This window comes from Aliiruegeria sabulilitoris, assembly GCF_001558155.1.
Classification (GTDB): Bacteria; Pseudomonadota; Alphaproteobacteria; order Rhodobacterales; family Rhodobacteraceae; genus Tropicimonas; species Tropicimonas sabulilitoris.
Genome location: NZ_LOAS01000003.1, coordinates 95,142 through 107,147, shown reverse-complemented (window position 1 = coordinate 107,147; position 12,006 = coordinate 95,142). Strand labels below are relative to the sequence as shown.

The following is a 12,006-nucleotide window of genomic DNA, read 5'->3' as shown; positions in this document are numbered from 1 at the left end:
CGAACCGGGCCTGCAGTCGCAGAATCTGGCATTGGGGAGAATGCCGCGCCGCCTGTCCCGACCTGAGGAACACTTCGGAATATTTTGAAAGGTAACGACAAATGGCTGAAAACCAAACGCCCGACATTCTGTATACCAAGGTAGACGAAGCGCCCGAACTCGCTTCTGCTTCGTTGCTGCCGATCATCCGGAAATTCGCTGCCGCAGCCGGAATCGAGGTTGGAACGAAAGATATCTCCGTCGCCGGACGGATTCTTGCGACTTTTCCGGAATATTTGAAGGAAGATCAGCGGGTTTCCGATGACCTTGCGGAACTGGGTGAGCTGGTGAAGACGCCGCAAGCCAACGTGATCAAGCTGCCCAACATCTCCGCCTCCGTGCCGCAGCTGACCGCCGCCATTGCCGAGCTGCAGGCCCAGGGTTTTGCCGTGCCGGACTACCCCGAGGATCCCGCCACCGACGAAGAAAAGGCCGTGCGCGCCAAGTATGACGCGATCAAGGGCTCCGCCGTGAACCCCGTTCTGCGCGAGGGCAACTCCGACCGTCGCTCCGCCAGGGCGGTGAAGAACTACGCCCAGAAGAACCCGCATTCGATGGGCAAATGGGCTTCCGACAGCAAGACCAAGGTCTCGTCCATGTCGGATAACGACTTCTTCGCCAACGAGAAATCCGCCACCATCACCGCCGCGCAGGCCGGCGACGCGAAGATCGAGTTCGTCGCCAAGGACGGTGCCGTGAGCGTTCTCAAGGCTGGCTGGCCGCTGGAAGAAGGCACCGTGGCCGACGCGACCTTCATGTCGGTGCGTGCGCTCTCGGCCTTCCTCGCCGAAGCGATCGAGGACACCAAATCCGACGGCACGATGTTCTCGCTGCACATGAAGGCCACGATGATGAAGGTCTCCGACCCGATCATCTTCGGCTACGCGGTGAAGGCCTGGCTCGCCCCGGTCTTCGAGAAATTCGGCCGCGAGATGGCCGCGCTTGGCGTGAACGCCAATTCCGGCATGGGTGACGTGTTGGAGCGCGTGAAGGGCAACCCGGAGATCATGGCCGCAATCGAAGCCGTGGCCGCCGAGCGCCCCTCCATGTACATGGTCGACAGCGACAAGGGCATCACCAACCTGCATGTCCCGTCGGATGTCATCATCGACGCCTCCATGCCGGCCGTGATCCGCGCTGGCGGCAAGGGTTGGGACGAGAAAGGCCAGAAGGGCGACACCAACTGTGTCATCCCCGACCGCTGCTATGCCACGGTTTATGACGAGACGATCAACTTCTTCAAAGCCAACGGCGCGTTGGACGTGTCCACTGCGGGCTCTGTCGCCAATGTCGGTCTGATGGCGCAGAAGGCGGAGGAATACGGCTCCCACCCGACCACTTTCGAAGCCCCGGGCGATGGCGAGATCCGCGTCGTCCTGGCAAATGGCGAGACGTTGCATTCGCACGCTGTCGAGGCCGGCGACATCTGGCGCGCCTGCACCGTGAAAAAGGCCCCGATCGAGAACTGGATCCAGCTCGCGCTGGACCGTCAGCGCCTGACTGGCTCCGAGGCGATCTTCTGGCTGGACAGCGCACGCGCCCATGACGCGCAGCTGATCGAATACGTGAAACCCGCCTTGGAAGCCGCTGGTGTTGCGGATAAATTCCAGATCATGGCGCCGCGCGAAGCAACTGCCCAGTCGCTCAAGACTATCACCGCCGGCAAGGACAGCATCGCCATCACCGGCAACGTGTTGCGGGACTACCTGACGGACCTGTTCCCGATCCTGGAGCTGGGCACCTCGGCCAAGATGCTGTCCATCGTCAAGCTGATGAATGGCGGCGGGTTGTTCGAGACCGGTGCCGGCGGGTCGGCCCCCAAGCACGTCCAGCAACTTGTGGCCGAGAACCACCTGCGGTGGGACTCGATGGGTGAGTTCTGTGCCCTCGGCGAGAGCTTCAACTTCCTCGCCGACACCAACGAAAACGCCAAGGCCGGCGTGCTGGGCGCAGCCGCCGAGGCCGCGACTCAGGGCATCCTGGACTTCAACCGTTCGCCCTCGCGCAAAGTGGGCGAGCCCGACAACCGCGACAGCCATTACTGGTTCGCCCGCTACTGGGCCGAAGCCCTGGCCGCGCAGACCGAAGATGCCGCGCTTGCCGCCGAGTTCGCCCCGATCGCCAAGGCGCTGGCCGATGGCGAGGAAGCGATCCTCGGCGAGCTGGCCGCTGTGCAAGGCGTGAAGGTTGACCTCGGTGGCTACTTCAACACCGATCCGGCCAAGACCGCCGCGGTAATGCGCCCCTCGGCGACGTTGAACGCGATCATTGGCTGAACACAGTCGATTGCAGAGTAGGAAACGCCCGCTTCGGCGGGCGTTTTCCGTTTTCCGTGCGTCTCCGTTGCGCGCATCTTGACGCGTCACTTGCGGGCGTTTTCAGTATAGGGGGCGTTGGCCCCGCACTCATGCGAGCGCTCCCCCCAAGATAATTGGGGAAGGTGGATGTAACACGCGGCGGAAAGGCATTATTAGTTTCGTTATTAGTTTATTAGTTTTTCGACACAGCGCCATGTTGGAGGCACGGAAACCCCGCCCCAAAGTCGCGCTTCTTCTTGCTGATTTGCTTATAATATGATACCCGCGTAGCGTTCGACATGCAGGAACGACAGGAACCTTTTGGACAAGAACCCCGAAGCCCTGCCGAAGTATCGACAAAATCGAACAATTTAGAACACAAACGCGCATACAGCCCTGAATGCGCGTTCCCAGTGCAAAGGGATGAGCACATGGCATCCGATACCGTCTCCACCGACGCACCGCATCGGCGTTTCAACCCCCTCAAGGGCGAATGGGTGCTCGTCTCTCCGCATCGCAACAAGCGTCCCTGGTCCGGCCAGCAGGAAAAGACCGCAGGTGTGGAGAAGCCGGAATTCGACCCGGGCTGCTACCTCTGCCCCGGCAACACGCGCAACAATGGCGTAGTGAATGACAGCTACAAGGGGCCCTGGGTCTTCGACAACGACTTTCCGGCTCTGCTGACCGACAGCCCAGAGGGTGGCACCACGGGCGATCCGCTGTTCCGTGCCACCAATGTGCGCGGCACGGCGCGCGTCATGTGCTTTTCGGAGCGCCATGACCTGACACTGCCCGAACTGCCCGTGACAGAGATCCGCAAGGTGGTCGATGTCTGGGCCGGGCAGATCGAGGAATTGGGCGCGCGATATGACTGGGTGGCGCTGTTCGAGAACAAGGGCGTGGTGATGGGCTGCTCGCAGCCGCACCCGCATGGGCAGATCTGGGCCTCCGATTTCCTGCCCAACGAGGTCACCCGCGAAGACGAATGCCAGAGGAAACATCTCGAAGAGACCGGCAATGTGCTGCTGGTCGAATATGCCGCTTCCGAGGCGCAGAAACAGGAGCGCATCGTCGTCGAGAATGACGACTGGCTAGCCGTCGTTCCGTGGTGGGCGGTTTGGCCCTTTGAAGCGCTCGTGATGCCGCGCCGCCACGTGCTGCGGCTGCCGGATCTGACCGGGACGGAACGCGATGGGCTGGCCGATATCCTCAAACGGCTCTGCACCCGTTATGACAACCTTTTCGAGACCGAGTTCCCCTACACGATGGGCTGGCATGGCGCGCCGACGCGGGAGGGCCGCTGGGACCACTGGCAGTTGCACGCCCATTTCTACCCGCCGCTGCTGCGCTCGGCCACGGTGCGCAAGTTCATGGTTGGCTACGAGATGCTGTCGGAAGCGCAGCGCGACCTGACGGCGGAACAGGCTGCCGAGCGGCTGCGCGGCCTGTCGGATGTCCACTACAAGCAAGGAGCCGCCTCGTGAAAACGCAGGATCGGGACATGACGGCTGATGTCGCCGCCGCCTATGAGCAGCATTTCGGCCGGGCGCCGGAGCTGACCACCTATGCCCCCGGTCGTGTGAACCTGCTGGGCGAACATACCGATTACAATGGCGGCTACGTGCTGCCGATGCCGCTCAAGGGGCTTGGCGTCTCCATCGCGGTCGGACGCGGGCCAGCACCGGGCGTGGTGGAGGCCTATTCGGACACGTTCAATGCCTCCGAGACCCGCAAGATCACGGATGGCAAGGAAGGCCGTTGGTCGGATTACGTGCTGGGCTGCCTGAAGGCCGTCGCCCAAGAGGAGATCGCGGAAACCGGACTACGCGTGACGCTGATCACGACATTGCCGATGGGGGCGGGCCTGTCGAGTTCCGCCGCGCTCGAAGTCGCCTCGATCCGGGCCGCCTCCGAGCTGTTCGGAAAGCCGATTTCTCCGGTCGAGATTGCCGTAAAGGCCCGCGCGGTGGAGAATGGTTTCGTCGGCATGCCCTGCGGGATCATGGATCAGTTTGCCTCCTCCGTCGGCACGCCCGGCAATGCGCTCTTCCTGAACACCCGGACGCTGGACTACCAGCCGGCGCATCTGCCCGATGGGCACAGCTTCGTCATCGTGCATTCCGGCGTCAGCCATCAACTGACCGAGGATGGCTATGCGACGCGGGTGGCCGAGTGCAACGCCGCCTGCGAGGCGCTCGGTGTGGAGATGTTGAGCGACCTTGGCCCCGGCGATCTTGATCGCCTGTCGGGTATCCCGGGGCTTCTGGCGCGGCGCACGCGGCATGTGATCACCGACAACCAGCGCGTTCTGGACGGGCTCGACGCTCTCAAGGCCGAGGACATGATCCTTTTCGGCGAACTGATGAATGCCAGCCACGCCTCGCAGCGGGACGATTACGAGATCACCGTTCCGGAGACGGATGCGCTGGTCGAGGCGGCCTTGAAGGCCGGCGCCATCGGCGCGCGCCAGACGGGCGGCGGCTTCGGCGGCTCCATCGTTGTGCTGGTGCCTGATACCGCCGTCGAAACGGTCGGACAGGCGCTGGTGGACTCTTTCTCCAAAGCGCGGGTGCTTGCGGTCACCTGAGGCCTCCAACAGATCAGGGCAACCAATTGTTAGGAATTATGACCGACCTTGAGGGCGTGCGGGATGAGGCTCCACTTCCTCCTGCGTGCGGCGCTTGAGTCGCTGCGGGAAAGGCCCGCCATGTCGATCGCCGGCTGTTCTGCCTGGAACAGGTCTCAACTGATTGATTTGGCGGGTCTCTTTTCCTCTGCCCTCCGGTTCGAACCAAAGCGTCCCATTGGGTTCTGGCCTGCTGCGCGCTAGGGTGCCGGCGAAGCCAAATGGGAGGTTCAGATGGTCGATTCCGTTTTCAATGAAGATTCCGTCGCTGTCGTCACCGGATCCGGTGCCGGGATCGGCCTTTCCCTCGCGCGGGAATTCGCATCCATCGGCATGCGCGTGGTGCTTGTGGACAATCGCGCGGACGTTCTGGACACCGCTGCGCAGAGCGTGCGCGCTGCCGGTGCCGCCGACGTGATGACGCGCAGCGCCGATGTTTCCGATGCAGCCGCGATGGAAGCGCTCGAGGCGGAGGTTGCCGAGCGTTTCGGGGGCACGGACATCCTCGTCAACAACGCGGGCATCCAGCCCGGCAGCTCCATGTTCGGCCCGCGAGACGCTTGGGAAGCTGTTCTGAATACCAATCTTTGGGGCGTCATCAATGGAACACGCGCCTTCGCGCCGCGGATGATCAAGCGCGCCCGCCCCGGGATGATTGTCAATACGGGCTCCAAGCAAGGGATCACCACGCCTCCGGGCGATCCGGCCTACAATGTCGCCAAGGCCGGCGTTAAGGCCTATAGCGAGGCTCTGGCGCACGAATTGCGCAGCGGTCCGGGCGCACATCTCAGCGCGCATTTGCTGATCCCCGGCTTCGTTTTCACCGAACTCACCGCCGGTGGGCGGACAACGAAGCCCGACGGCGCCTGGACGTCGGAGGAACTTGCGCGTTTTGCAATGGACAAACTCCGCGAACGGGATTTCTACATTCTTTGCCCGGATAACGACGTCTCGCGGGAACTCGACGAAAAGCGGATGGCCTGGGCGATGGGCGACATTATCGAGAACCGACCGGCCCTCTCGCGCTGGCATCCCGATTATGCGGCAGCATTCGAGGCCTATATTCGGAAAGCCTAGACCGCCCGGCCGGGATCTCGCCCCCAAACTCATATCGGTCATTTGGGGGCACCGCCCCCAAACCCTCCAGATATTTGAGGAAAGAAGAAGGCGGTGCGCGGACGGGCCTTTCCTCTTTCCGCAAGTATCCGCACCGGAGGCACGATCCGCAGGATCGCAACCGCACGCCCAGAACGTCGACAAGCTCCCCATTGGAGGACAGTCCTCCGAACAAAAAAACCGCCGCGCATCCGGGCTGGATGGCGGCGGCAAAGTCGCGATTCTGTAGTCCGGCTGGCTGGGGCGAGGCGCGCCCCTGACCTATTGGGGACAGGCAAGATGCCGGGCGTTCATCACGATGGGGACGAGGATGGACGCCGCCGGTTGGCAGATCGCAGGCAGAAACTCAGACGAGCGCGGGCAGATGCAGGCCAGCGACGAGGATCACCATGAGCGCAACCGCGCCAAGTGCATCAGGCAGAAGAGTCGCTTCGGTACGGGCAATCAGGTCTTTCAGATCGGTGAACATCGGGGCAGGTCCTGTTGGCTGTCTTTGCTCGCTTTGTTGCACCTTTGTTCTCATTTCGGCACGCAAAAGTAAAGAACTTTTTAAGAACATTCGTGAACAAAGTGGAACAAGCCCGTTAACCCACTGAAATCAGGCGAATCGCCTTGTCCTGTTCCATGAGCCAAAGGAGCGTGCGGACGGCTTTGCCGCGCGCGCCCGTCAGGTCCGGGTCGTCCTGCAACAAGCGGCGGGCATCCTGCTGGGCCACCTGCATCAGGCCCGCCTGCCGTTCGATATCGGCAACTCGGAATTTGGGAAGGCCCGACTGTGCGGTTCCGATCAGGTCCCCTGCCCCGCGCATGGCGAGATCCTCCTCAGCGATGCGGAAACCGTCCTCCGTCTCGCGCAGGATCTCAAGCCGCCGGCGCCCGCCTTCGGTCAGCGGCCCCTTGTACATGAGCAGGCAGGTCGAGGCCGTCGCGCCGCGCCCGACCCGTCCGCGCAGTTGGTGCAACTGCGCCAAGCCGAAATTCTCCGCCTGCTCGATGACCATGATCGAGGCATTCGGAACGTTGACCCCGACCTCGATCACCGTCGTTGCCACAAGCACCGCCGTCTCCCCCGCAACGAAACGCGCCATCGAGGCGTCCTTTTCCGCCGGCGGCATCTGTCCGTGCACGAGACCGACCTTGCCTTCGCCGAGGGCGGCACGCAGGTGACGAAAGCGGTCCTCGGCAGCGGTCATGTCGACCACCTCGCTCTCCTCGACCAGAGGGCAAACCCAGTAGGCCTGCCGCCCCTCTGCAATCGCGCGGCGCAACCTCTCGACCACTTCGTCGATACGTTGGGCGGAAACGAGCGCCGTCTGCACCGGTTGGCGCCCGGGTGGTTTCTCGTCCAGCACCGAAAGATCCATATCTCCATATTGCGCGAGCGACAGGCTGCGGGGGATCGGTGTGGCGGTCATCACCAGCACATCGACCGCGTGCCCCTTGGCGCCGAGTTCCATCCGCTGAGCCACGCCAAAGCGATGCTGTTCGTCAACCACGGCGAGTCGAAGATCCCGGAATTCCACATCTTTCTGGAACACTGCATGTGTGCCGACAAGAATATGGATATCGCCACGCGCCAGCGCCTCCAGCTTGGCCCGCCGCTCCGCCCCCTTGTCGCGGCCGGTCAGGAGTTCCAAAACCACGCCCGCGCTCTCGGCCAGCGGCCGCAGCGATTCCAGGTGCTGTCGGGCCAGGATTTCGGTCGGTGCCATCATCACACCTTGCCCGCCGGCCTCCACCGCCACCAGAAGCGCCATCACCGCGACCAGCGTTTTGCCCGCGCCGACATCGCCCTGCAGCAACCGCGACATGCGCTTGGGGCCAGCCATATCGGCGGAGATCTCGGCGATCGCGCGCTCCTGTGCGCCGGTCGGCACATAGGGCAAGGCATCCAGAACGCGTGACTGCAAACGGCCCGTCGCGACGGATTGGCGCCCCTTGCCGCGCCGCTCGACCTGCCGGGCCAGCGCCAGCGTCACCTGATGCGCGAAAAGCTCGTCATAGGCCAGCCGCCGCCGCGCGGCGCTGTCAGCGGAGATATCGCGCAGGCTCTCGGGGCTATGCGCGGCCTCGAGCGCGCTTCTCCAGCCGGTCCATCCCTCTCGCTCCACCAGCCCGGGATCGGACCATTCCGGCAAGTCCGGCGCCCGTTTCAACGCGCCCCGGCTTGCCTTCAGCATCACCTTCTGCGTCACGCCCGAGGTCAGTGGATAGACTGGCTCGAATTCCGGGATCTCCCCCGCCTCTTCCGGGCGCAGGATGTGGTCCGGATGGACCATCTGCGCCACACCATCGAAAAACTCGATCTTGCCCGACACCAGACGGCGCTGCCCGGTGGGCAACTGCCGCTGAAGATACTCGGCATTGGCGTGGAAAAAGACGAGCTGGAAACGTGTCTGCGCATCTTCGACCTCTATCCGATAGGGCCCGTTGCGCCGCGCCGCGCCGTGATGCTGGCCGACCGTCACTTCGACACTTGCCGTGCGCGGCAACTCCAAGCCCTGCACCGTCGGAACCCGCCTGCGGTCGATGCCGGAATGCGGTAGCGTAAAGAGCAGATCGCGCGGGCGCTCGATGTCGATATGCGCGAGGTTACGGGCCGTTTTCGGCCCGATGCCTTCCAGCGTCTCCAGCTCGGCAAAGAGCGGGAACAGGATCGACGGCCGCCCGCTCATGCCTGCCCTATCAGTTCCAGCCAGCCGTCTTCATCCAGCGTCTCGATGCCAAGCTCGGCCGCTTTCTTTGCCTTGGAGCCTGCGCCGGGTCCAGCAACCAGCAGGTCCGTCTTCTTGGAGACCGAACCGGACACCTTCGCGCCCAGTGCTTCGGCGCGCGATTTGGCCTCGGCCCGGGTCATCTTTTCCAGTGTACCCGTGAAGACAACGGTCTTTCCGGCGACCGGGCTGTCGCTCACGCGCGGCGCCGCAACATCCTGGATCTGCAGCCGGTCGACAAGCGCGTCGACCATCTCCCGCTCGGCCGTCTGCGCCATCGCGGTTACCAGCGATTGCACCAGCGTCTCGCCAATGCCATCGACCGACAGCAACTCGGCCCAGTTCGGGCTTTGCTCCAGCACCGCCTTGCGTGCCTTGGCATCCCCGGCCTGCGCGGCGGGTTCGGAAATCGCGCCGTCGATCACCGTTTTCAGGGCGTCCCAACTGCCGAAATGCCGCGCGAGCGTCGCGCCCGCCACCTCACCCAGATGCCGAAGTCCTAGCGCGAAAAGGAAACGGTTGAGCGGTATACGCCGTTTCTCTTCGATGGCGCGGAAGAGATTGGTGGCCGATTTCTCGCCCCACCCCTCCCGGTTCTGCAATTGCTGCAGCCCGGAGCCGTAGTTTTCTTCCAGATCGAAGATGTCCGCCGGAGTCTTGATCCAGCCATCGCGATAGAATTGCTCAACTTGTTTCGCGCCCAGCCCCTCGATATCGAAGGCCGCGCGGGAGACGAAATGCTTCAGTTTTTCAACCGCCTGAGCGGCACAAATCATGCCGCCAGAACAGCGGCGGACGGAATCGCCTTCCTCGCGGATGGCGTCAGAACCGCAGACCGGACAAGTATGCGGAAAGGCAAAGGGCTGAGCATCGGCAGGGCGTTTCGAAATGTCGACATCGGCGATCTTGGGGATCACGTCGCCGGCGCGATAGACCTGCACCCAGTCGCCGACGCGAATATCGCGACCCTCCCGGATTTCCGCGCCCGAATTGTCGCGCCCGGAAATGTAGTCCTCATTATGCAGGGTCGCGTTCGACACCACGACCCCGCCCACTGTCACCGGCGACAGGCGCGCAACCGGGCTGAGCGCGCCGGTGCGGCCGACCTGGATGTCGATCCCCTCAAGCCGTGTCCAGGCAAGCTCGGCCGGGAATTTATGCGCGATCGCCCAGCGGGGCGTGGTGGAACGGAAGCCAAGCCGCGCCTGGTACGCCAGATCGTCCACCTTGTAGACCACGCCATCGATATCATAGCCGAGGCTCGCCCGCTGCGCTTCGATATCGCGATAATGGCGAATCATCGCCTCGGGATCGGGGCAGAGGATGGTGAGCGGGTTGGTCTGGAAACCCAGGTTAGCCAGTCGCTTGATGGCGGCAAGTTGCGTCTCGTCCAGCGGCGCGGACAGCTCTCCCCAGGCATAGGCAAAAAAGCGTAGCGGGCGTTCGCGGGTGATCGCGGGATCGAGTTGGCGCAGAGACCCCGCCGCGGCGTTGCGCGGGTTGGCGAAGGTCTTTGCAACCCGTTTTCCGGGGTTCGGGATCGCGGCATGCTCGGCCAAAATTCGGTCGTTGAGGGCTTCGAAATCGGCGTGGCTCATATAGACCTCGCCGCGCACTTCCAGGATCTCCGGCGCGTTTTCAATATGTTGAGGGATATCGCCGATAGTGCGGGCATTGGCGGTCACGTTCTCGCCAACGCTGCCATCGCCGCGCGTTGCAGCCTGGACCAGCTGGCCATTCTCGTAGCGCAGCGACAGCGACAACCCGTCGATCTTGGGCTCGGCCGTGTAGGCCAGCGGTGCGTCCGCCGACAGCCCGAGATAATTGCGAATCGAGCGGTCGAACTCCAAGACGTCCTCGTCTTCAAAGGCATTGCCAAGCGAGAGCATCCGGACGGCATGCGTGACTTTGGAAAAACCTTCCGAGGGTGCGGCGCCGACCTGTTCCGTCGGGGTGTCCGGTCGCATCAGTTCCGGGAAACGCGCCTCGATTTCGGTATTTCGTCGTTTGAGCGCGTCATATTCGGCATCGCTCATCACTGGCGCATCATCGGCGTGATAGGCGCGGTTGGCATCCGCCAGCATCTGCGCCAGGCGCGCAAGCTCGCTGGCGGCCTCTTTGGCAGTCAGGGATTGCACCGCTTTCGATTTTGCCATGTCTTCCTCCGCCGCCAAGGTTCCCGATTGATAGGGGGTGGACGGCGTCTGGTCCAGATACCGCCGACAGGGAACCCCATACCAGAGAGCCGGTTGTCCTTCCCGCCGACGCTTCAGGCAAAAAAAGTGGGCGGCCATGTCACCATGAACCGCCCCGAGATACACTGCCTGAAGGGATCTTGTGGTGGGTCCGGTTGCTGCGTGGCAAGCGGGCCCGTCCGTGTGTTCTGTCGGCGGCTCAGGCGCCGACTGCGACGCGCCGGCTCATGCCGTCTATGTCGGGGTCACGCAGGACGTAGCCCCGCCCCCAAACCGTCTCGATATAATTGTCGCCGCCCGTGGCATTGCTGAGCTTCTTACGCAACTTGCAGATGAAGACGTCGATGATCTTCAGCTCGGGTTCATCCATGCCGCCATAGAGATGGTTGAGAAACATCTCCTTGGTCAGCGTCGTCCCCTTGCGCAGGCTCAGAAGCTCCAACATCTGGTATTCCTTGCCGGTCAGATGCACGCCCTTGCCTTCGACATCCACCGTCTTGGCGTCGAGGTTGACCGTCACCTTGCCGGTTCGGATCACGGATTGCGCATGCCCCTTGGAGCGTCGAATAATTGCGTGAATACGCGCGACCAGCTCTTCGCGATGGAAGGGCTTGGTCAGGTAATCATCCGCACCGAAGCCAAAACCCTTTATCTTGTTGTCGGTATCGTCCGCCCCGGAAAGGATCAGCGTTGGCGTCTCGATCCGCGCAAGCCGCAATTGGCGCAACACCTCATGCCCGGTCATGTCCGGAAGGCCGAGATCCAGCAGAATCAGATCGTAATCGTAAAGCTTTGCCAGGTCGATTGCCTCCTCGCCAAGATCCGTCGAGTAGACGTTCAGGTTGGCATGAGTGAGCATCATTTCGATGCTCTTGGCAGTCGCCGGGTCGTCTTCGACGAGCAGGACACGCATTTTCTTACTCCGCTTCAATCCCTTATTTCAGACACCATGACCGGATTTGGTTAACCCACAATTACCGGAAAAACAGATGCCGACGTTTCAATCAAAAGTTGCACAA

8 protein-coding genes are annotated in these 12,006 nt (G+C 62.7%); 4 read left to right on the top strand and 4 right to left on the bottom strand.

Annotation, left to right across the window (positions count from 1 at the left end):
- Nucleotides 1-101 precede the first annotated feature (101 nt).
- The 4 genes from AX756_RS04960 to AX756_RS04945 all read left to right on the top strand — a co-directional run bounded on the left by AX756_RS04960 (nt 102) and on the right by AX756_RS04945 (nt 6,039).
- Nucleotides 102-2,315, top strand: coding sequence for an NADP-dependent isocitrate dehydrogenase (locus AX756_RS04960; protein ID WP_068309288.1), 2,214 nt, complete (start codon nt 102-104; stop codon nt 2,313-2,315).
- A gap of 452 nt (nt 2,316-2,767) precedes the next feature.
- Nucleotides 2,768-3,820, top strand: coding sequence for a UDP-glucose--hexose-1-phosphate uridylyltransferase (locus tag AX756_RS04955; RefSeq protein WP_068309286.1), 1,053 nt, complete (start codon nt 2,768-2,770; stop codon nt 3,818-3,820).
- Nucleotides 3,817-4,923, top strand: coding sequence for a galactokinase (galK, locus tag AX756_RS04950; protein WP_068309284.1), 1,107 nt, complete (start codon nt 3,817-3,819; stop codon nt 4,921-4,923). Before AX756_RS04955 ends, galK begins: the two co-directional genes overlap by 4 nt.
- A 273-nt stretch (nt 4,924-5,196) precedes the next feature.
- Entirely contained in the window at nt 5,197-6,039 is an 843-nt protein-coding gene (locus AX756_RS04945; protein ID WP_068309281.1) for an SDR family NAD(P)-dependent oxidoreductase, read from the top strand.
- Between the two features lie 385 nt (nt 6,040-6,424).
- Here the strand turns inward: AX756_RS04945 and AX756_RS26615 are convergent, their stop codons facing one another.
- The 4 genes from AX756_RS26615 to ctrA all read right to left on the bottom strand — a co-directional run bounded on the left by AX756_RS26615 (nt 6,425) and on the right by ctrA (nt 11,900).
- On the bottom strand, nt 6,425-6,547 hold the full coding sequence (locus AX756_RS26615) for a hypothetical protein (protein ID WP_269432943.1): 123 nt from the start codon (nt 6,545-6,547) through the stop codon (nt 6,425-6,427).
- A gap of 115 nt (nt 6,548-6,662) precedes the next feature.
- Nucleotides 6,663-8,753: an ATP-dependent DNA helicase RecG gene (gene recG, locus AX756_RS04940; RefSeq protein ID WP_068309277.1), complete on the bottom strand. Its 2,091-nt coding sequence runs from the start codon at nt 8,751-8,753 to the stop codon at nt 6,663-6,665.
- Nucleotides 8,750-10,948, bottom strand: coding sequence for an NAD-dependent DNA ligase LigA (gene ligA, locus AX756_RS04935; RefSeq protein ID WP_068309274.1), 2,199 nt, complete (start codon nt 10,946-10,948; stop codon nt 8,750-8,752). The genes recG and ligA overlap by 4 nt, the downstream gene beginning before the upstream one ends.
- 238 nt (nt 10,949-11,186) lie before the next feature.
- A complete protein-coding gene (ctrA, locus tag AX756_RS04930) occupies nt 11,187-11,900 on the bottom strand; it encodes a response regulator transcription factor CtrA (RefSeq protein WP_068309271.1) in 714 nt (237 codons plus the stop codon).
- Nucleotides 11,901-12,006: the final 106 nt, after the last annotated feature.